Origin of the sequence: Dactylosporangium sp. CA-152071 (genome assembly GCF_050936335.1) — a bacterium.
GTDB classification, from domain to species: Bacteria; Actinomycetota; Actinomycetes; order Mycobacteriales; family Micromonosporaceae; genus Dactylosporangium; species Dactylosporangium maewongense.
This window is the reverse complement of sequence record NZ_JBNJMZ010000002.1, coordinates 920,391-940,165: the sequence shown is the minus strand read 5'-3', so window position 1 is coordinate 940,165 and position 19,775 is coordinate 920,391. Positions and strand designations below refer to the sequence as shown.

General features: G+C 71.5%; 22 protein-coding genes. 17 read left to right on the top strand and 5 right to left on the bottom strand.

Annotated elements, in window-relative coordinates; translation table 11 throughout:
* Positions 1-9: 9 nt before the first annotated feature.
* Entirely contained in the window at positions 10-1,602 is a 1,593-nt protein-coding gene (locus ACQEVZ_RS44415) for a glycoside hydrolase family 10 protein (RefSeq protein WP_433379315.1), read from the top strand.
* A gap of 720 nt (positions 1,603-2,322) precedes the next feature.
* Here ACQEVZ_RS44415 and ACQEVZ_RS44410 read toward each other — a convergent pair.
* Positions 2,323-3,480: a lysylphosphatidylglycerol synthase transmembrane domain-containing protein gene (locus ACQEVZ_RS44410; protein ID WP_433379312.1), complete on the bottom strand. Its 1,158-nt coding sequence runs from the start codon at positions 3,478-3,480 to the stop codon at positions 2,323-2,325.
* 237 nt (positions 3,481-3,717) lie between these two features.
* Between ACQEVZ_RS44410 and ACQEVZ_RS44405 the strand changes: the two genes are divergently transcribed.
* The 5 genes from ACQEVZ_RS44405 to ACQEVZ_RS44385 all read left to right on the top strand — a co-directional run bounded on the left by ACQEVZ_RS44405 (position 3,718) and on the right by ACQEVZ_RS44385 (position 8,353).
* Positions 3,718-3,936: a hypothetical protein gene (locus ACQEVZ_RS44405; protein WP_433379309.1), complete on the top strand. Its 219-nt coding sequence runs from the start codon at positions 3,718-3,720 to the stop codon at positions 3,934-3,936.
* Positions 3,937-4,007: 71 nt separating this feature from the next.
* Complete coding sequence (locus tag ACQEVZ_RS44400; RefSeq protein WP_433379306.1) at positions 4,008-5,096, top strand: hypothetical protein; 1,089 nt, start codon at positions 4,008-4,010, stop codon at positions 5,094-5,096.
* Positions 5,097-5,652: 556 nt separating this feature from the next.
* Positions 5,653-6,489: a hypothetical protein gene (locus ACQEVZ_RS44395; RefSeq protein ID WP_433379303.1), complete on the top strand. Its 837-nt coding sequence runs from the start codon at positions 5,653-5,655 to the stop codon at positions 6,487-6,489.
* A gap of 68 nt (positions 6,490-6,557) precedes the next feature.
* Positions 6,558-7,004, top strand: coding sequence for a hypothetical protein (locus ACQEVZ_RS44390; RefSeq protein ID WP_433379300.1), 447 nt, complete (start codon positions 6,558-6,560; stop codon positions 7,002-7,004).
* A 683-nt stretch (positions 7,005-7,687) separates the two neighbouring features.
* Positions 7,688-8,353, top strand: a complete 666-nt coding sequence (locus tag ACQEVZ_RS44385) for a hypothetical protein (protein ID WP_433379297.1) — start codon at positions 7,688-7,690, stop codon at positions 8,351-8,353.
* A gap of 360 nt (positions 8,354-8,713) precedes the next feature.
* Here the strand turns inward: ACQEVZ_RS44385 and ACQEVZ_RS44380 are convergent, their stop codons facing one another.
* On the bottom strand, positions 8,714-9,250 hold the full coding sequence (locus tag ACQEVZ_RS44380; protein WP_433379294.1) for an SMI1/KNR4 family protein: 537 nt from the start codon (positions 9,248-9,250) through the stop codon (positions 8,714-8,716).
* Between the two features lie 659 nt (positions 9,251-9,909).
* Positions 9,910-10,413: a hypothetical protein gene (locus ACQEVZ_RS44375; protein ID WP_433379287.1), complete on the bottom strand. Its 504-nt coding sequence runs from the start codon at positions 10,411-10,413 to the stop codon at positions 9,910-9,912.
* Between the two features lie 137 nt (positions 10,414-10,550).
* Between ACQEVZ_RS44375 and ACQEVZ_RS44370 the strand changes: the two genes are divergently transcribed.
* The gene (locus tag ACQEVZ_RS44370) at positions 10,551-11,060 is read left to right on the top strand and encodes a hypothetical protein (RefSeq protein WP_433379284.1); all 510 of its coding nucleotides are present in this window, start codon (positions 10,551-10,553) and stop codon (positions 11,058-11,060) included.
* A 437-nt stretch (positions 11,061-11,497) separates the two neighbouring features.
* Here the strand turns inward: ACQEVZ_RS44370 and ACQEVZ_RS44365 are convergent, their stop codons facing one another.
* Entirely contained in the window at positions 11,498-11,890 is a 393-nt protein-coding gene (locus ACQEVZ_RS44365; RefSeq protein ID WP_433379281.1) for an SRPBCC family protein, read from the bottom strand.
* 46 nt (positions 11,891-11,936) lie between these two features.
* Between ACQEVZ_RS44365 and ACQEVZ_RS44360 the strand changes: the two genes are divergently transcribed.
* Together ACQEVZ_RS44360 and ACQEVZ_RS44355 are read left to right on the top strand one after the other, a co-directional pair.
* On the top strand, positions 11,937-12,215 hold the full coding sequence (locus ACQEVZ_RS44360; RefSeq protein ID WP_433379278.1) for a hypothetical protein: 279 nt from the start codon (positions 11,937-11,939) through the stop codon (positions 12,213-12,215).
* A gap of 324 nt (positions 12,216-12,539) precedes the next feature.
* The gene (locus ACQEVZ_RS44355; RefSeq protein ID WP_433379275.1) at positions 12,540-12,800 is read left to right on the top strand and encodes a hypothetical protein; all 261 of its coding nucleotides are present in this window, start codon (positions 12,540-12,542) and stop codon (positions 12,798-12,800) included.
* Positions 12,801-12,966: 166 nt separating this feature from the next.
* On the opposite strand, the gene ACQEVZ_RS44350 is transcribed toward ACQEVZ_RS44355, so the two are convergent.
* The gene (locus ACQEVZ_RS44350) at positions 12,967-13,422 is read right to left on the bottom strand and encodes a YybH family protein (protein WP_433379272.1); all 456 of its coding nucleotides are present in this window, start codon (positions 13,420-13,422) and stop codon (positions 12,967-12,969) included.
* Positions 13,423-13,510: 88 nt separating this feature from the next.
* On the opposite strand from ACQEVZ_RS44350, the gene ACQEVZ_RS44345 reads away from it, so the two are divergent.
* The 8 genes from ACQEVZ_RS44345 (at position 13,511) to ACQEVZ_RS44310 (ending at position 19,755) form a co-directional block, all read left to right on the top strand.
* A complete protein-coding gene (locus tag ACQEVZ_RS44345) occupies positions 13,511-15,817 on the top strand; it encodes a transglycosylase domain-containing protein (RefSeq protein ID WP_433379269.1) in 2,307 nt (768 codons plus the stop codon).
* A 72-nt stretch (positions 15,818-15,889) separates the two neighbouring features.
* On the top strand, positions 15,890-16,447 hold the full coding sequence (locus ACQEVZ_RS44340; protein ID WP_344506896.1) for a Pvc16 family protein: 558 nt from the start codon (positions 15,890-15,892) through the stop codon (positions 16,445-16,447).
* A 1-nt stretch (position 16,448) separates the two neighbouring features.
* Positions 16,449-17,876 carry a phage tail sheath family protein gene (locus ACQEVZ_RS44335; RefSeq protein ID WP_433379265.1) on the top strand — a complete coding sequence of 476 codons (1,428 nt, stop codon included), beginning with the start codon at positions 16,449-16,451 and terminating at the stop codon, positions 17,874-17,876.
* An 8-nt stretch (positions 17,877-17,884) separates the two neighbouring features.
* Complete coding sequence (locus ACQEVZ_RS44330) at positions 17,885-18,328, top strand: phage tail protein (RefSeq protein ID WP_344506892.1); 444 nt, start codon at positions 17,885-17,887, stop codon at positions 18,326-18,328.
* Complete coding sequence (locus ACQEVZ_RS44325; protein ID WP_354903375.1) at positions 18,325-18,711, top strand: hypothetical protein; 387 nt, start codon at positions 18,325-18,327, stop codon at positions 18,709-18,711. The genes ACQEVZ_RS44330 and ACQEVZ_RS44325 overlap by 4 nt, the downstream gene beginning before the upstream one ends.
* Positions 18,708-18,872: a DUF6760 family protein gene (locus ACQEVZ_RS44320; protein WP_344506889.1), complete on the top strand. Its 165-nt coding sequence runs from the start codon at positions 18,708-18,710 to the stop codon at positions 18,870-18,872. The genes ACQEVZ_RS44325 and ACQEVZ_RS44320 overlap by 4 nt, the downstream gene beginning before the upstream one ends.
* Positions 18,869-19,324 (top strand): hypothetical protein, encoded by a 456-nt coding sequence (locus tag ACQEVZ_RS44315; RefSeq protein WP_433379260.1) that lies wholly within the window; start codon positions 18,869-18,871, stop codon positions 19,322-19,324. Before ACQEVZ_RS44320 ends, ACQEVZ_RS44315 begins: the two co-directional genes overlap by 4 nt.
* Entirely contained in the window at positions 19,321-19,755 is a 435-nt protein-coding gene (locus tag ACQEVZ_RS44310) for a phage tail protein (protein WP_433379257.1), read from the top strand. Before ACQEVZ_RS44315 ends, ACQEVZ_RS44310 begins: the two co-directional genes overlap by 4 nt.
* The last annotated feature ends 20 nt before the right edge of the window (positions 19,756-19,775 follow it).

Below are 19,775 nucleotides of genomic sequence, written 5' to 3'. Positions count from 1 at the left end.
GTGACCCTGATGTTCGCCCGTCTTTCCGCCTTACTCTGCCTGGCCGCCGCGTTCGTGGCGACCGCACCCGCCTCGGCCGCGGTCGCCACCGAACCGGTGGTTTGCGTGACGGACCCGGCCACGCCGAAGCACCAGATGCGGGCGATGTGGATCGCCAGCGTCGTCAACATCGACTGGCCCTCCGCGCCCGGCAAATCCGAGGCCGAGCTGAAGGCCGAGTACGACGGCTGGCTCGACCTCGCCGAGTCGCTCAACTACAACACCGTCATCGTGCAGGTCCGCCCGCACGCCGACGCGTTCTGGCCGTCGCCGCTGGAGCCGTGGTCGCAGTACCTCACCGGCGTCGCCGGCCAGGACCCCGGCTGGGACCCGCTCGCGTACCTCGTGTCCGAGGCGCACGCGCGCAACCTGGAGTTCCATGCCTGGTTCAACCCGTACCGGGCGAGCATGCCCGCACCCGGCGGCGCCGGCACCGACGTGTCGAAGCTGCCGGCCAACAGCCCGCTGCGGGTCCACCCCGACTGGGCCGTGCCCTACCCGGTGAACAACGCCGCCGGCCGGCTCTACTTCAACCCCGGCATCCCCGAGGTGCGCGCCTTCGTCGAGGACGCCGTCATGGACGCGGTCACGAAGTACGACATCGACGGCGTGCACTTCGACGACTACTTCTACCCGTACCCCGCCGCCGGCCAGGACTTCGGCGACGACGCGACGTTCGCCCAGTACGGCGCCGGCTTCGCCACCAAGGCCGACTGGCGTCGCGACAACATCGACCAGCTCATCCGCGAGCTCGACGGCCGCATCCACGCCGCCAAGCCGTGGGTCCGCTTCGGCGTCAGCCCGTTCGGCATCTGGCGCAACAAGGCCGCCGACCCGCTCGGCTCCGACACCAACGGCACCCAGTCCTACGACGCCAACTCCGCCGACACCCGCAAGTGGGTGAAGGAAGGCTGGGTCGACTACATCGTGCCGCAGGTGTACTGGAACATCGGCTTCGCCGTCGCCGACTACGCGAAGCTGGTGCCGTGGTGGGCGGACGTCGTCGCCGGCACCGACGTGCAGCTCTACATCGGCCAGGCCGACTACAAGGTGGCCGCCGCGGGCCAGCCCGCCGCCTGGTTCGACCCCAACGAACTGTCCAACCACCTCACGTTCAACCGCCAGTACCCACAGGTCCTCGGCGACGTGCATTTCAGCGCCGTCCAGGTCCGGGCGAACCGGCTGGGGTCCGAGACCATCCTCGCCGCCGAGCACCACACCCGCCCGGCGTTCCCGCCGGCCTGGGGTCCCGCCAAGCCGCTGCTCTTCCCGGTCATCACCGGCGCCCGGCGCACCTCGGCCGGCGCGGAGCTGCGGTGGCGCCCCACCGCGAACGGCGCCGGCCCGTTCGCCGAGGTCACGTCCTACGGGGTGTACCGCCTCGACGGCACGACCGCGGCCCGTGCCTGCGACCTGGCCGACGCCACGAACCTGATCGCCACGGTCCGCGGCACCTCGTTCACCGACACGACCGCCGAACCCGGCAAGCACTACACGTACGTGGTGACGGCGCTGGACCGCCGCTGGCACGAGAGCCCCGCCAGCCCGCCCCGCTGGATCTGACCGCACACCGTCAGGCCCGTACCCGGTCGCTGGACCGGGTACGGGCCTGACGCTTGCGACAATCTGCCGGCGGCGGGCAACCCCTGGGTGCGGTCCGGTGCACCTGAGCGGGCGAGGAGGTGCCATGCGCCTGGATGACGACGACCGTCCCGACGATCCCGTCCAGGTGCGGCGCGATCGCATCCAACGCCCGAGCCGGCCGATCATCACCGAGTGCGGCGCTGCGCCAGCTCGAACGCGCCCTCACGGCCTATCGTCGGCTCGCACTCGATGATCACTGGAACGAGATCACCACGGCGTTCGCAGCTGGCCGGGCGGTCCGGGCCCGCCAGATCGCCGACCGCGGCATCGGCTGGTTCCTCGCGCGACGGCTGGGCGCGCGCCGGCGCCGCGATCAGCCTGGACCCGTCCGAGACCTTCTACCGCTCGTTCGTCACCGCGGACAACACCCACCTGCTCGGCCTGCAAAGCGTGCCCTGGGACGCGCCGCCGCGGCTGTGGTACGTGGGATTGCGCGCGGGCGCCTACGAGCCTGTGGACCTCGACGGGCTGCCGGCGACCGCGATGCCGGTCGCCGGTCCGTGGGCGGCGTGTTCTCCGCGTTCGACCAGCCCAGCGGGGTGCTGTACCAGTCGGCGGACGGCCGGCACTTCTCCCCGTTCCCGCTGGGGTAGGTCACCCGCCGGTGGGTTGCTGCCGGGGTGGCGCAGGACGACCGCTTCACGGTGACCGGTCCGGGCGGGGGCGGCGCAGGACGACCGCGGCGGCCCCGCCGAGCGGGATGAGCAGCCAGCACGAGAGCAGGCGGTAGAGCAGGACGGCGGCGGTCGCGGCGATGGCGGTCGCGCCCGACGCGGTCAGGCCCGCGACCAGGGCGGTCTCGATCACGCCGATGCCGCCCGGGGACAGCGGCACCTGCCGGACGATCTGGACGCCGAGGTAGATGCCGGCCAGCGCGGGCAGCGCCACCGGCAGGCCCAGCGCATACGTGCAGGCGGCCAGGCAGCACAGGTCGGTCACCCAGTTCGCGGCGGCGTAGGCGATGACGGCCCACCAGTCGCGGGCGCGCAGGCCGGCACCCGCCCGCCACGCCTCCCGGGCCGAGGCGAGGAGGCGCTGCACGTACCGGCGGATCCGGCCCTTCGGCGGGGGCCTCCGCGGGTCGGCGGGCTTGGCGTCGATGAGGCGCCGGCCGAGGACGATGACGGCGGCCGTCAGGGCGACGATCCCGGCCACGATCGCCAGAGGACGCCAGGTCAGGGACGTCGTGGTGCCGTACGCGGCCAGGGCGGCGCCGCCCGCCACGTACATGAGCGCGAGGCCGCCGATCGAGGCGAGACCGGACACGATCGCGGTGACCGCGCCGAGCTCCTTGGGGGCGCCGGCGCGCTCGTACTCGCGGATCGCGTAGCCGGTGGAGACCGCGGCGCCGGCCGGGACCGAGATCGAGATCGCGGTGCGGGCCAGGGTGATCGCCAGCACCCGGCGGCGGCGGATCCGGACGCCGAGCGCCGAGAACAGGTACTGCTGCTGCCCCGCGAACGCGGCGACCGACCCGGCCTGCAGCAGCACGGCCAGGGCGACCCAGCCCCACGAGGCATTGGTCAGCGAGTTGAGCAGGTCCTGCGGGTCGGGGAGCCGCCCACGCAGGCCGATCGCCGCCAGCACCACCACGGAGACGACGACGAGCAGCAGCCGCAGCCACCGGCTCCGCCAGGTCCCGGTCGCCACCTCCTCGGGCGCCGCCACGTCGTTCTTCTGCTCGGGCGCCGCCACGGCGCTGCGCGTCGTCCTCTGGCCGGGTGTCGGGGCCGTCTCCTCGTCGGGTACTGCCAGGTCCTCGGGCGGTGTTGCTTCCTCGGGCGGTGACGACGGCATGATCCGATCTTTGCAAACGGCCCGGCCGGACCTGCCCGCACCCCCGCTGAGCAGCACCGGCGGACACGATCGTCGCGCGGATGTGTCCGATCAGGCAGCCGCCCACGGCCCGCGGGCGACCACGGCCCTGTCGAGAAGCCGAGTGTTGCATCGATTTAGCTGAGGTCGCCGGGCACGACGCCGGCATAGGCTCGGCGCCATGCACATGACAGCACCCGAACGCTGCCGACCGGTGCCATGACGGCACGCGTCTTCGTCGTCGTGCTGGACGAGCAGGACTACCGGTACGGCACCGGTGAGCTGCGCATCCGGGTCGAGTCCGTCGACCGCGCCGGCCCCATCGAGTTCGACGGCGAGCCATGGCTCCAGGTCCGCGGCGTCCGTCTGCGCCGCGACGGCACCGAGGTGGGCCGGCTCCAGGTTCTCGTCCGCGCCGCGCGACTCCCCGCGGTGTAACGCTTTCGCTCCGTATATCGCTGCGGGCCGCGGCCGTGTACAGCCGTCGATCCAGTGTTTACCTTCTTTGCATGCGCCGAATACTCGCTGTGCTCGCCGCGCTACCCATCCTGGTCACCGCCGTGCTTGTCGCGCTCGCCCGGCCGGCGGCCGCGGCGGTGACGCCACCGCAGATCTACGGCGCGTGGCACTGCGGCAACGACTTCTGCACCTGGGGCACCGCCCGGACCGTGGCGGCGTTCGACGCCCAGAACCACTGGCTGGTCGACCGCGGCGACGGCCGGCCGTCGGTCAACGTCGTGGTGCTGAGCTTCGTCGACCCGGGGAAGCTGCTGAACCTCACCGACGACGCCACGACGGTGGCCGGCGTCCCACGCGGCATGACCCCGGAGATCGTCGGCTACTTCACCGGCCGCGGGATCCGCGTCATGCTGTCGATCGGCGGCATCACGTACACCGACGCGTGGAACGCGGCCCTCACCTCGAACGCCGCACAGCTCGGCCGCAACGCCGCCGCCGTCGCCCGCCGTCTCGGCGTCGGCATCGAGATCGACTACGAGGAGAACACCGCCCCCAACCTGACCGGACTGCAGGCCTTCATCGACGCGTACCGCGCGGCCCTGCCCTACGACGCGTCCGGCGCCGACCCGGCGGCCCGCCTGACCATCGACGTCGCGGCCGGCGACCGGTGGCTCATCGCCCTCAACCGCAAGGCCACCGCCGACTGGCTGCGCACCGACCGCCCGGTCCTCGACTACGCCAACGCCATGGTCCCCTCGAAGCAACCGTCAGCGAGCGCGGCGATCGCCAACTGGCAGGAACACATCGACGGCAAACCCACCTACAACCCGGTGGTCCCGCCGCTCGCCCCCGCCAAGTTCACCGGCGGCCTGTACGTCGCCCAGGGCAGCCGCCCACTGCCCGAGTGCACCAGCTACGCCACGTCGCTGCAACGCTCCACCGGCACCTTCGTCCAGTCGGCCGCCCCGAACGGCGCCGGCACCACCGCCGGCCTGCTCGGCTACATGTTCTGGGCCGCCGAACGCCCAGCCACCCGCGGCATCGGCACCGTCCCCCCGAACACCTGCGAAGGCGGCATCGGCGCCGGCGCCACCGCCTACCAGATCCCCATCCCCATGCCCCCACTCCGCCAGACCTGACCCGCAACGGGGGCACGCGCGCGCGACCGGAGTCACCACCGGAGAGGGGGCCACCTGGCGACCCCGGTCGCGCCGCGGGCGACCTGCTCGGCGCGACCGTTGAGGGTCCAGGGTTCGAGACCTCTCAACTCGACCAGTCGCGCGATTGTGCGCTCATTGTCTGGGCCTCGCCCACTCCGGGCGGGGGGTCGTGGGTTCGAATCCCGCCGTCCCGACTTTGTAAAGGCCAGCCCGGCTGGCCATTTTGTTGACCGCGTTGAATCTTCTGATCGTGACGTCTCAGTCGATGTCCACTGCTGACGCGTTCCGGTAGCCGTAGATCACGCTGGGAGTGGGAGCGCGCCATCGTTGAACGGCTCGTAACCGTCGATGCGTTCGCACGTGGCGGTTGTGGCGGCGAGTGCGTCGAAGCAGTCGTCAATGGCGCGACCCGGGAATCGTGTGCCGTCGAGGATGAGTAACCGCATGCTTTGTCTCTACTGGGCGCTTCATCGGAGGTCAACCGATCCTGAGTGGTGAGCCTTGGCGGGCGAGCCTGCGCGACCGTCAGGGGTCGATGCTGTCGAGGTGGCCGAATGCCTCGGCGGCACCGGCTTGGACTCCTGTCCGGGCCGGCTGCCGGTCAATCCCTCGATCAGCCCTTGTATCGAGATACAAGACCTACTACCGGCCGCGGGCCGCCCCGAAGCCGAAGTTCGAGGACCTGTGCGCCCAGGCCAGGAAGGGCTCGTGCAACCCGGATCTCCTGGCGAAGACCGAGGACGTCATCCGGATCGCGGCAGAGGTCGGCGTCGATGCCGCCTACCTGCTGGCGCTGTTGATGCAGGAGGCCTCGACGTTCTACGACCGGACGATCATCGACTCGCGAGCAATGTGGGCGGCCCAGGCCAACCCGTGGACGACGACCGTCGCACTCACGGTGGGCGGGACGTTCTTCCTCGGGGGTCTCGGGACGCTTGCCGGGACGGAATTTTACCGTCGGGGGCTCAAGAAGGACTGGTTCGGTGAGCGCGGCGCATCGATCGGGATCGCGAACGTCACCAAGGAGGTGTTCAACAAGCAAGTCAGCGACAACCCGGACCAGCTTGCCGGTCGTTCGTATGAAGAAATGATCTACGACGACGAGCTGTCGATCACCGTCCTCGCCGTTCGGCTCAAAGGTAACGTCACGAAGTACAACGGGATGGCCGAGGCCGGCGGGACGGGATTGACGGCGTATGATCTGGCTGGGATGTCCCACATGCATGGTGAGCCCAAGGTAGGAGATGCGCTGACCAAGCCCGAAGAGCGGCACAACCTTCCGGGCTATGCCAATTATGCGCAGGACGTCCGGAACAATCTTCCGCTGGCGATGTATTTGGTCTGTACGCAGACGGGTGGTAGCAACTGTTGAGCGCACCTGAGCCGGTCGAGGGCGGTGTGAGGTCTCCACGGATCGGTCGCCTTGTCACGGTCCTGGCGGTGGCGGTCGGCGTGATGTTGGTCGGCGCGGTCGGGGTCTGGTGGTATGTGCGGTCGGAGCCGCCGCCATGCGTCGCCGGGCTCCGCGTTGACGGCTTCGAGGAGACGCATCGCTGGTATGACCGCGTCGAGGACGTGTCGAGGACGTACTTGGTCGGGCCGGTCGGCGTCGACCCGATCCAGGCGTTCCACCTGCACCAAGTGAAGTTGCGGGATTCGCCGCAACTGGGCAGCTACGGTGCTTACGACGCAGTCGCCAGCGGATACCAGCCCGAAGGGGTGACACCGTCCGCGTCGGTGGTCGTCTACCGGCTGGGAAAGGCCGCCGAGCTCCGCGACGATAGGCGCAAGCTCGTGTTCGAGCGCGCTGATCTGTCGGATGCGCAGCGTGCCGCGGTGCAGAACGGCACGGCGACGATCCTCCTCGTAGAGGTGCTGTGCGCTTAGCGGATATCTCCTTGTTCCATGAGCCTTCGATCTCGATGACGACGGCTACGCGGTTGGCGGTGGTTTCGTCGGTGGTCTTGGTGCGTGTTGTGGCTTCGACGAGGATGTCGGTTCGTTCCCCAGCTCCGGTGAGGGGATCCGTCGGTTTGACCATGACCTCGCGGTTCACGATGATGCCGCGTTCGGCGAGCCGAAGCGTCAGTTCGTGCGCGACCTCGCTGGGCTGGCTGCGAACGCGGTTGACGCCGCCAGCATTCGGGTCGAGCCGTCCCAGGTGTCGTTGTCCGCCAGGAGTAGGAGCCGATCTAGCAGGTCAGGGTCGTCCGCGTCACGGGCGAGGCGGACGGCCAGCCGGATCCGTGCCCAGGAGTTCCAGTCCTTCGGAGGCTTGGCGTCAGCTGTTGCCAGGATCTCCAGCAGTTGTGAGCTTCCCCCGCCTTGATGGAGCAATCCGCCCGCGCCCGTGGCTGCCGCCGAAGTCGGCGTTTGTCGGCTTCCGGTTCCCGCCGGAGGTGATCGTCGTCGCGGGTGCGCTGGTATCCGCGGTTCAGCTTGTCCTGTCGCGACGTTGAGGAACTCATGGTCGAGCGCGGCGTGCAGGTCGATCACGTCGTCGGGACGACGACGCAGCCGGTGCTCTGGGCGTTGCGGGATTCGAGGCGTCGATCGTCTAGCATTCGCGCGTGACCAGCGACCGGCGGGCCGTGGCGGACCGGCTGCGCCGGTCCGCCGGTGTCCTCACTCTCTGCACTGTCCTCGTTGCAGGGGCCGCGGCCTGCACCCCTGGCGAGGACGGCGCCGCCGGCCCGGCCCCGGCCGGGTCCAGCCCGTCCCCGGGCGCCGTGCCTGCGACCGAGTCGCCGGCCGGGACGCCGACCGCGCCGGCGAGCGCCGAAGCCCCGGCGGCGCAGGCCAGCGGCGCGCCCGCCACGCCCGCGGCGACCAGGACCACCGGGCCGGCCAAGCCGCCGGCGCAGACGACGGCGCCGGCGCAGGCCGGCGGGCACGTCACGAACGCCTCGATCAAGCTGTTGCAGAACCGGTCGGGCGAGCCGGGCGACTGGTGCACCTCCAGGACCGACGCGGTGGTGGAGTTCCGCCTCGTCTTCGACGGGCCCGGCACGGCCAGCATCCTGGTGCGCAACAGCGACGGTCTGTCCAGCGCGATTCGCGACCTTCGCAGCCTCCGTGGCGAGTCGCTGGGCGGTGGCGGGCACTACGCCATCAGCATCAGCAAGGACCAGCTGCACCGTACGGTCCAGTTCTGGGTCGAGGTCACCTCGCCCAACCGCATGACGTCACCGCGCGCTACGTACACGGTCGACTGCGCCGGCTTCGTGGATCGCTGACACCCCGGGGACGGACCGCCCGGGTGCGGCCGCGAAGCCCCCGGCTACGGGCCGGCGCCGGGTCGTCCGGTGCCGCGCAGGTACGCCAGGGTGGCCAGTGCCCGCAGGTTGACGCTGCGCGGGTCGAGGTCGGTGGCGTCGGTGAGCCCGAGCTTCTCCGCGATGACGGTGAGCTGCCGTTGAAGTCCGAATATTCGGGCAAGAGCGCAAAAGTCACGCTAGGAGGTTTTCCAAGCCTTACATCAGGTATGTCCGCTATTACGGATCGGTTGGCACCCGAATCGGCCGAACAGCTGACAACCCGCCCGTCCGTCGTGCCGTCCTGTTTCGCGGTCGGGTCGGATGACGCGAGCCCTACTCCTACTCCCACTCCACCCCACCGTCGACCAGCTGGTAGCTGTTGTCCTGCCACGGTGCTCCACCCAGCAGCGCGGACCGGAGCTCGCTGTAGAGCTCCGCAAGACCCGTCCATGACCCCATCGCATCCTCGCCGTTCTCGGGCTCCCAGAGAAAGGTTCGACCGGTGTCCACGTCTGGGGTGTGGTCGACGACCAGGTAGCCGCCGCACCGGTCGGCAGCGAGCGGCACCCAGTGCACGTCCCATGCCTCCGGGTTGGATGCGCGAGCGGTTGCCCTCAGGCGACTGGCGTCACCCGCGACACGGGCCGCGTCGGTGAGCCAGTAGGTCGGCGCCAGCTGGAAGCCGCCCATCTCCTCCGTTGCCCCGTTGTGCCAGCGCAGGGTGCTCGCGACCTCGGGCAGAAGCGCGAACCCGAGCCGCGACTCCAGCTCCTGCAGCTGCTCCTGGCTCGCCGGGGGGTGCAGCAGGGACAGTGTCCGGGGTGCGTTCACGGCGAGCCACTGGTCGAGGTCGGCGAGGATCACGGCAACCGTCACGGTTTCAGATGATATGCCCGGGGGGGGGGTGGTGGTCGGTTCGGTACGAAGGGATTGGGAAGGTTCGTCTTGGTCCTGCCCTCCTGATGGCGCCGTCGCCCAGTGCCGGCGGCGACGTCGTCAAGCTGCCGCAGACGGCGGCCTCGCTGGAGAACCTCGCGACGACGGTGTACGACGCCGCCCGGAAGTTGTCCGTGGAGTCCGGCGTGCTCGACCTCTGTACCAGGGCCGCAGCCATCCACACCGAGCATGCCCGGGCGTTCAACGAGGCGGCCCTGCTGGTCGTCCAGGCGCTGCTGACTGCGGGCCAGCCGTTCCCGCCCGACCCGGTGAAGCTGCCCGCTCCTGCGCTCGCGGCGGGTGTCGCGCCCGCAATGTTCCCCGTCGACCGCGCCTCTCCCGCCGGCGAGGGGCGGTGTGACGGCCACCCGCCAGGTGCTCCTGCTCGGCGTCGCGGGGCTCGGCGCGGCGGCGACGGCGGGGATCGGCTGCTGGTCTGGGGCGTGGTTGCGGACGCGGTGACCGTGGTCGTGGTGTCCGACGCGCGTTGCGTGGCGTTCGGGGACGCCGCCGGCGGTGCGGTGCCGGTGACCGAGTCCTTTGATCGGACGACTGCATGTCACAGAGCGGAGACACGACCTGGCGATGCGCGCTCGGTGTCAGCTGATGTATTCGCTGAAGGTGCCCCAGACCACATCGGGGACCATGCCGGTGGTGGGGTCGCCGTCGTTGAGGTCGTAGACCTTGCCGTACTGGTCCCGGGACCGATCGCAGCACAGGTAGTGCAGGTGCCGCCAGCCGTACCCACCGATCTCGAGCCAGAAGCCGGCCTTGCGCATCGACGCGATCGACGCCTTGTGCTCCCAGTCCGGAGCGTCCTCCTGCTCCGTGACGGCCCGCTCGTACAGCCCCGCGGTGGCCGCGAGCGCCGTGGAGAACCGGTGGACCTCCCAGCCGTACGGGTCCGGAGCACCGTTCTGGTCCAGGGTCCACAGGCCGCCACCATCGGTACGGACGAATTCGGCGTAGTCAGCGGGGATCTCGACCGCCGCGGCACCATGGATCGCGACGATGAGCGCGGTCAACTCGCCGGGAAGAGCGAGGGACGTCGCCCGCTCGACCGGCTTGTCGTCCCGGACGAGGCGCGGGTTGACACTGATCATCCCGCCGAGAATACGCCTCGCGGGACGAACCCGGCCCGGGCTCCCGGACCGGCATCTGCTGCCCCTGCACCCGCCGGTAGGCGGACGCCGGTTGCGTCGGCGGTCGCCTACGGCCGCCGGCGCGTAGCCTGAGCCGCATGCCAACTCACAGATCGATCGTCGATGCGCAGATGCGCACTGAGATCGCGCAGGTACTGGCAGATCAGGGCGAATCGGTACTGTTGCACCGGGTGGCCGGCGGAGCTGGGAGTCGTGCGTTGTATCTGCTTCGCTCCCTCGCCGACTTGGATCATGCGCTCCGGGCGGGGAAGCCGTCGGACTCCTACACGGTCTTCGTCCGCCCTGAATTGTCCTACCGTGGACAGGCGTCGTCCGCCCAGTTGGAACTCGCTCTCGCTCAACTTGTCGGGGATGCCGAGCTCGTGTTCGGGGTCCTCGCCGCGGACGGCCCCGAGCTCCACGACGACATGGTCGCCTGGGCGCCGGAGCCGGACACCGTGGCCGATCTGGTCGACTGGTTCGCCGAGCACGACGGGGCCACGATCGCGTTCGGTCCGTATCCGCCGTTCTGGAGCGATGATCCTGCGGTGAACCTGCAGGGCTACCTTCCTGACCCAGACGGCACGATTCGCGTCGGCGTCTATTGAGACTTCCGCGGATGGGCGGATATTTCGGTTTCGCGACAGCAGCCCATAGCGACGCAGCGGCGGCAGGACGGCCCGGCCTGGCGCACCTTGCCGAAGGTCCTACGAGACCGTGCGGGGCTGGGCTGACAGACGGACCTGGGTCCAGCCGCTGGGGTCTACGGTGCCAGCGACGGTCAGGTCCGTCGACTTGCCGCCGAGGCCGACACGGTGACGGTCTGCGTCGCGGTCTGCACGCTGAACTGAGCATCGAGCAGGACCGCGCCGCCGGGGGTCAGTACCGCAGCGGCTGGGCGGACAGCAGGGTCTGTGTCCAGCCGCTGCGGTACTGACGCCAGCGCAGCCCGCACGGTCTCGTAGGAGTCCGGCCCGACGCGCCAGGCCCGCAATCCCCACGGGCCTGGCGCGTCGGCGCGACACGGGCCGCCGACAGCGGGCGGTCACCGCATCAGCCGACGCAAGGCCAGGCGGGCGACCGGTAGGTAGGCGAGGACGGCGGGCGCGAAGCCTTCCATGGTGAGCCCCGTCCACGTGCCACCCGCGGTGGCCCGGACCGTGTGGCGGAGGTGCAACCGGACCCCGGCCGCCTTCACCGTCCACGCCCACACGCGGACCGGCCCGGCCTCGTCGACGTCAACGACCTGGAAGGGCACCCGCAGTCCGGCAGGACCGTGCACGACCCCGGACGTCCCCGGCGCCAGGCGCTCCCGGCCGTACTCAACCGAGCGGATCTGGGGCGACCACTCCGGCCATCGCGCGGGCCTGACGTAACGGTCCCAGACATCTCCGGCGTCACGCGATCCCTCCACGCCGACCTCGCGCCGCAGTGTCATCCGCCCATCATGCGCCGGGAGTCACGGCGCGGTGTATACCTGGGGCGTGACGACCGAACCGTCCCCGCCGACCGAGCCGACCGAGCGTGAGATGTTCGACGCCGCGACAGCGCTGGGGCCGTTCGTGCGCCGGTGGCGGCTACCACTCAATCCGGAGGACATCGACCAGCTCGCCTACGCGGTGCTCCGGCACGCCCGGTCCGGCGCGCAGAGTGAGTTGATCATCGCCGCGGTGGAGGCGCAGATCGACGAGCACGAGGCGCGGGCGCACGCGATGTTCGAGGCCATGCAAGCACGCATCGACCAGCGGCGAGCGGAGTCCTGAATGCGGCAGGCACCGAGGCCCGGCCGGGCGACGTACAGGCGCCGCCGGTGAACCTGGCGGGTGCCAGTGGCGGGACGACCGGTTTGTTGTTGCGATCACCGACGGCACTGTAGAGGCGGCGCCAACCGCAGCGGGCCGGCGAGCCAGCGTTTGATGGAGACCGTCCCCGCTGGAGGCGGTCGACGCCGGTCGGGAACACCACTGACACGAGGCTGCCGGCTGGCACGCGGCGCAGGCAGCCTGCTACCAGCGGGCGAACTCCGTCTCCTGGCGCCGCTGGAACGCTTCCGTCACGACGACAAGGCCAGCGGTGGGGACGGGGTGGTGCGGCTCATCGACTTCATGCCGCCGCGCGGGCAGGCGCCCGACGTGGTGCGGATCGTCGAAGGGGTCAGCGGGCGGGTGCCGATGTGCGTGGACCTGCGGCTGCGGTTCGACTACGGCAAGGTGGTCCCGTGGGTGTACCGGGAGCAGGGCGCCCTCGTCGCGGGTGGCCGAGCCGGACGCGGTGTGGCTGCGGACGCCGGTGGAGACGCACGGGGAGAACCTGGCGACCCGCGCCGAGCTCGTCGTGGCGGCCGGTGACGGCCGAGTGCCGGCTGGTTGGGAACTTCCCGCAGGCGTTCAGTCACGTGCGGCTCATCGACACCGCCCGCACCCTGTCGACCGCCCTGGCCGCGCCGCCGAGGACCGAGAGGGGGAAGGCCACAAGTAACGCCGCGGGGCAGTCGGAGGCCCGGGCCGCGAAGGCTCAAACGGCGCCGCGGGCCAGTCGGGAGAGCTGGTCGTGGTCGATGGGGTGCACGAGCGGGTCGGCGTGCCGGTGGGCGAGGGCCCACGTGTCACCCGAGCGGTGGAACACCAGCGTGACCCGCAGCGACCAGTCCTGCAGCGGCAGGCCGCCGACTACGCCGTGCTGCCGTTCGATCGCCACGATCACCGCCAGGTCGCCGGAGCGGTCGGCGCGCACGACCTCCAGCGAGCACTCGCCGCCCTGGAACCAGCGGGCGGTCGCGTCGAGGGACTCCCCGGAGTGGTCGACGCCGTGCCTGACCTCGCCGTACGGCGGCATGAGCGTGTATCCGGCCGCGTGCGGGAGCAGTTCCACGTAGCGGCGGACGTCGCCGCGGATGAACGCCGATGACGCCTCCGCGGTGCGCCCGATCAGCCTCGCGAGCACTTCGTCGTTGCTGTGTGTCACTGTCATGTACTCAAACACGCAGGTTCCCCCGGATCCGTTCACTGTCTGTACGATCTGTGGCGATCGATGGCCATTCGACGACGGGGCAGACGACATGGACGACGACCAGAGCAGCGAGCGGCCGGCGCCGAAAGCGCCTGACGCGGCCGGCACGGATGAGGCCGCAGGCGCGCCGGAGGCGGTGGACCGTGCGCCGGGCGCTGCCGGTACACCGGAAGCCGCCGGGACACCAGCGGGCAAGGGCCGGCGGAGGCGGTGGCGGAAGGTCCTGCTCAGGTCGGCGCTCGTGCTCGTCCTCATCGCCGGTCTCGGGCTGGTTGGGGGCACGTACTACTACGACAGCGTCGCCATGCCCGGCGACATCACCATGGACCGGGTGACGACGATCTACTACGCCGACGGCACGACGCCGATGGCGCGGATCGGTTCGGTCAACCGGACGCTGGTCACGTTCGGGGACATCCCCGTCGACGTGCAGCACGCGTTCGTCGCGGCGCAGGACCCGACGTTCTACACCAACAGCGGCGTCGACTACTGGGAGGCGGCCGGCGCGGTGTGGAACCATGTCGCCGGCGACGGCCGGCACGGCGGGTCGACGATCAGCCAGCAGTACGCGCGGCGCTGGGCCGAGCTCGAAGGCACGTCGTTCGCGCGGAAGGCGCGCGAGGCGGTCATCGCGACCAAGCTCAACCGGCAGTACAGCAAGGACCAGATCCTCGAGCAGTACCTGAACATCATGTACTTCGGCCGCGGCGCGTACGGGGTGCAGGCGGCGGCGCAGGCGTACTTCGGCAAGTCGGTGAAGGACCTGACGGCCGCCGAGGGCGCGGTGCTCGCCGGGCTCGTCGACAACCCCGAGGGCGACGGCAAGGGCAGCCCGTTCGACCCGACGGTCGACGCCGAGCGGGCCCACGAGCGGTTCGACGAGATCAAACGGCAGATGGTCGAGCTCGGCTTCGTGACGCCGGCCGACGCGGACCAGAAGCTGGCCTACCCGGCGAAGGTGCTGACCGCGGCGCAGGCCCGCGCGGACGCGACCAAGGTGGCCGGCGGCATGGACAAGCCCGAGGGGCTGATCGTCCACCACGTGCTCGGCGAGGTGGCGGCGCTGACCGACCCGAAGACCGGGCAGCCGCTGTACGAGGACGCCGCGCCCGACGGCAGGAAGCACTTCGACCGGCTCCGCAACGGCGGCCTGAAGATCGTCACCACGATCGACAGGACCGCACAGCAGATCGCGGTGCGCGAGGCGGGCCGCAACGCCGAGTCCAACATGGACAAGCAGCCCGCCAACCTGCAGGCCGCGCTCGTCGCGGTCGAGCCCGGCACCGGCGCGGTCAAGGCCTACTACGGCGGCGACACCGGCAACGGCGGCGACTTCGCCGGCTCCTACGCCGACCCGGTGCTCGGCGACGGCACCGACAGCTGCTGCGGCGGGCACCCTGCCGGCGCGTCGTTCGACGTGTACACCCTCGCGGCCGGCCTGAGCGCCGGATACTCCATCGACTCGTACTGGAACGGCGAGTCGCCGCAGGAGTTCCCGGGCAGCGGCCGGACGAGCCGCAACCCGATCAGGAACGCCGGCGAGAACCCCACGGCGGCGCCGGCGTGCAGCTCGGGCTCGCCGAAGTGGTGCACGCTCAGCGAGGCCACCGTCATGGCGCTCAACACGCCGTACTTCGCGCTCGCCGCGGCGGCCGGCCCCGCGAAGGTGATCGACACGGCCCGCGCCGCGGGGATCGGGAGCATGTGGGCCTCGATCGACGGCAGGTTCGTGAAGGTCGATCTGGCGAAGGCGTCGGGCAAGGACGTCTTCCCGAAGTACTTCAACACGGAGGTCGGCTTCGGCCAGTACCCGGTGACGGTGCTCGACCACGCCGCCGGCATGGCCACGTTCGCCAACCGCGGGGTCGCCACGAAGGCGCACTTCCTCAAGGAGGTGTGGACCGACGGCAAGAAGACCTACGGCGAGGTCGTCAACCCGAAGCGGATCCCGGGCTTCACCGAGGCCATGGCCGACGACCTGAACGCCGTCCTGCAGGGCGTGCCGAAGCGGTACGGCCTGCGCACCCACGACGACCGCCAGCTCGCCGGCACCGCCGGGGCGTGGCAGCTGGCCCAGACCACCGACAACGCGCACGCGTGGATGGCCGGCTACACCGCCTCCGACCCCGCCAGGAAGTCCAGCGGTCTCGCCGTCGCCGTGTGGGTCGGCAACAAGAGCGAGGAGCAGAAGATCGTCGACCGGGACGGCAGGGCGATCATCGGCGGCACGCTGCCCGGCGCGATCTGGCGCGACTTCCTCGACGCCGCGCTGACCGCGCTGAACGTCCCTGTCGCCACGTTCCCGCCCGCGACGCACACCGGCGACAAGGTGCTCGGCACGGGGGTGAAACCGTAGCGGCGTTAAGCCGGCGATGACTCGTCGATGAGGGGTGGGGTGCATGCTCACCCCCGTGACGAGGTCCGGTCGGTGGCGCCGGTGATCGCCGAGGTGGGGCGGGCGCTGAGCGCGTTGCTGTACGAGGAGCTGGGCCGCGAGGTCCAGCTGTCGCTCGACGCGCCCGTGGGGGACATGTCGGTGCGGGTCGACGTGTCCCTGTTCGACCTCGCCGAGGACGTGACGCGGCGGCAGCACGGCGCGGTCCGCCTGCACGACGAGGACGGGCGGGTCGTCGGGGTGCGGCCGCCGCCGCGGTACATCGTGCTGTCATACGCCGTGACGGCCTGGGCGGTCGACCCGCTCGCCGCGCACGGGCTGCTCGACGCGGTCCTCCAGATGGCCCTGCGCCATCCGGTGCTGCCCCCGGAGCACCTCGCGTCCATCGCGGAGCCCGTGACCATGGCGCTGCGGGACGCGCCGCCCGGGCTGTGCGCCGGGCTGGGCATCCCGCTGAAAGCGGCCGTGTGCCTCGCCGTCACCGTCCCGGTCACCCCCGACATGGCGCGGCCCGTGGGCCCGCCGGTCGGGACCGGGCTGCGGCTGAGCATCGCCGACCCACAGCACCGACCGGCTCTGACGGAGGCATGACGTGGCACCCAGCTATCTCGCGCCCGGCGTGTACGTCGAGGAGATCGAGGGCGGGAGCCGCCCGGTGGCGGCGATCGGCACCTCGGTCCCCGCGTTCGTGGGCCTCGCCGAACAGGGGCCGTTCAACACGCCGACGATGGTCGCCGACTGGGCCTCGTTCCGGCGGACCTTCGGCGACTTCGTGGCCGGCACCTACCTGGGTCACGCGGTCTACGGCTGGTTCCTCAACGGCGGCGGCGACTGCTACATCGTGCGCGTCGGCGCCGGCCGGATGGAGCTGCCGTCCGCCACCGCCGGCGAGGTCCGGTTCGTCGCCCGCGACGGGCTGAGCACCGGCCGCGTCACCGTCGAGGTCGCGGACGACGAGGTGCGCGTGTACCTGGACGACCGGCTCGCCGAGACGATCGTCGGCCCGCAGAGCGTGAACGAGGTCTCGCGCCTCGTCCGCGTCGAGTCCGGCTCGTCGCGGCGGGTCAAGCCGCGTCCCGGCCGTTACCCGCTGCACGCCGACGCGCCCGCGCCGCACGCCGACGACTTCGTCGGCGATGCCGCCGACCGGACCGGGCTCGGCGGCCTGGAGTCCGTGCCGGACGTGTCGACGGTCGTCGTGCCCGACCTGATGGCGCTGTACCAGCGCGGCGACCTCGACCTCGACGCGGTGAAGGCCGTGCAGCTGTCGATGATCGCGCACTGCGAGATGATGGGCGACCGGATGGCGGTGCTGGACCCGCCGCCGGGACTGTCGCCGATGCAGGCGCTGGAGTGGCGCCGGGACGCCGCCGGGTTCGACTCGAAGTACGCCGCCCTCTACTACCCGTGGATCCGGGTGTTCGACCCGGTCGAGGGGCGCACGCGGTCGGTGCCGCCGAGCGGGCACATCGCCGGGGTCTGGGCGCGCACCGACGCGACCCGGGGCGTGCACAAGGCGCCCGCCAACGAGGCGATCCGCGGCGCCGTCGACCTCGACGTGCGGCTGTCAGCGAGCGAGGTGAGCCTGCTCAACCCGGTCGGGGTCAACGCGCTCATGGCGCAGCCGGGCCGGGGCATCCGGGTGTGGGGCGCCCGCACGCTGTCGTCGGACCCGGCCTGGCGGCACCTGAACGTCCGGCGGCTGTTCAACCACCTCGAGCGCTCCATCCTGTACGGCACCCAGTGGGCGGTGTTCGAGCCGAACGACGCGGAGCTGTGGGCGAAGGTGCGGCGCACCGTCGCGGCGTTCCTCACGGAGCAGTGGCGCCGGGGCGCGCTCTTCGGCCGCACCCCCGACGAGGCGTTCTTCGTCGTCTGCGACGCGAGCAACAACCCGGCCGAGTCCGTCGACAGCGGCGCCGTGATCTGCGAGGTCGGTGTCGCGCCGGTACGGCCGGCGGAGTTCATCGTGTTCCGGCTGGCCCAGTCCGCGTCCGGCGCGGCGTTCCTCGAGGGGTAGGCGCGGTCATGGCACTGGCGGACTACGACGCGGCGCTCGGGCACTCGTTCGGCCTGGAGATCGACGGGATCGTCATCAAGCAGATCTCCGAGGTGCGCGGGCTGAAGATGGAGCACGACGTCATCGAGGTCAGGCAGCACACCGCCGACGGACGTTACGTGGTGCGCAAGCTGCCCGGCCGCAGTCACGGCGGCGAGCTCACGCTGGTGCGCCCGCTCACGGCCGACAACGGCTTCGAGAAGTGGCTGCAGGCGGCCAGGTTCGGCCGGATCGGCGAGGCCCGCCGCGGCGGCGCGGTCATCGTGTACGACCAGGAGGGCAGCCCCCTGAAGCGGTACCGGATCAGCGGCGCCTGGCCGCGCAGCCTCGAGATCGGCGCGCTGCGGGCGGGGGACCCCGGCGTGCTCACCGAGACCCTCATCGTCACCTACGAGCAGATGGAGGTCGAGTGAGCGCGCCCGCCGGCCTGCGGACCGAGTTCCCCTTCGAGCTGCCGCGCGGCTATGTGGACCCGGCCGGCGTGGTGCACCGCGACGGCGTGATGCGCCTCGCCACCGCGCGGGACGAGCTGGTGCCGCTGCGCGACGACCGGGTGCGGGAGAACCCGGCGTACCTGACGGTGGTGCTGCTGGCCCGGGTCGTCGTGCGGATCGGCACGGTGACCGACATCCACGCGGGGCTGGTCGAGGACCTGTTCGCCGTCGACGTCGCCCACCTGCAGGACCTGTACCGGCGGCTCAACACCGACGGCCCGCCGACCGCCTCGGTGACCTGCCCCGGCTGCGGCACCGGGATCGCCGTCGACCTGTCCGGCAGCCGCCTGGGGGAATCGTGACGTACGCGGCCGACCGGCTCCACGAGGAGACCGCGTACCTCGCCTACCACTTCCACTGGTCCCTGGACGCGATCCTGGACCTGGAGCACGCAGACCGGCGCCGCTACGCGACCGAGATCGCGCGGATCAACACCCGGCTGAGCGCGGGCGGCGCGCGGTGACCGGCCCCGCCACGCACCGGGACCCGAGGGCGCTCGCCGGCGCCGGGCCGTCCGTCGTCGACCCGCGGCCGCTGGCCGTCCTGGCCGTCCCGGCGGTCCGGGTGCGGGTGGCGCCCGGCGGCAGCCGCCGCATCCCGCTGCCCCTGGCAGTGCCCGCGCCGCCGCCCCCGCCGCGGCCCGCGGTGCTCGAGCCCGCCGGCGCCGCACCCGTCACCCGCACCGCGGTGTTCCCGCCGCCGGCGGCCTTCCCGGCGCCTCCCGCGCCCGCCGAGCGGGTCGTGGTCTTCCCGGCGCCGTCCGCCCCGCCACCGTCGCCGGGCGCCGCCGCGCCGGCGGCCCCGCCGCCGGACCTCGACGCGCTCGCCGCCCGGCTGCTGGATCCGTTGCTGCGCAGCATCACCGCGCGGCAGCGGGCCGAACGCGACCGCCGTGACGGGCACGGCCGCCGGTGAGCGACTGGAGCGACGACTACGCGGTGTACTTCGTCGTCAGCATCGACGACGAGAGCCTCGGCGCCTTCGACAGCTGCGAGGGCCTGGGCGCGGAGGTCGTCGTCGAGGAGCGGGCCGAGGGCGGCAACAACGGCTGGGTCTGGCAGCTGCCGACGGGGGTGCGGTACTCCAACGTGCGGCTGTCCCGCCCGGTCACGCCGGACAGCGCGAAGCTGGCCCGGTGGTTCACCGGCGCGCCCGGCGGCGTGCGGCGGGCCACCGCGGTCATCGAGGCGCGCGGCGCGTCGGGGGCGGTCGTCGCCCGCTGGGCGCTGCGCGACGTGCTGCCGGTGCGCTGGAGCGGCCCGCGGCTGGACCCGGGGCGCGCCGCCGTCATCACCGAGACCGTGGAGCTCGCCCACCACGGTTTCATCGGCTCCTGGGCAGGCTGAGATGACCACGGCCGGAGGTG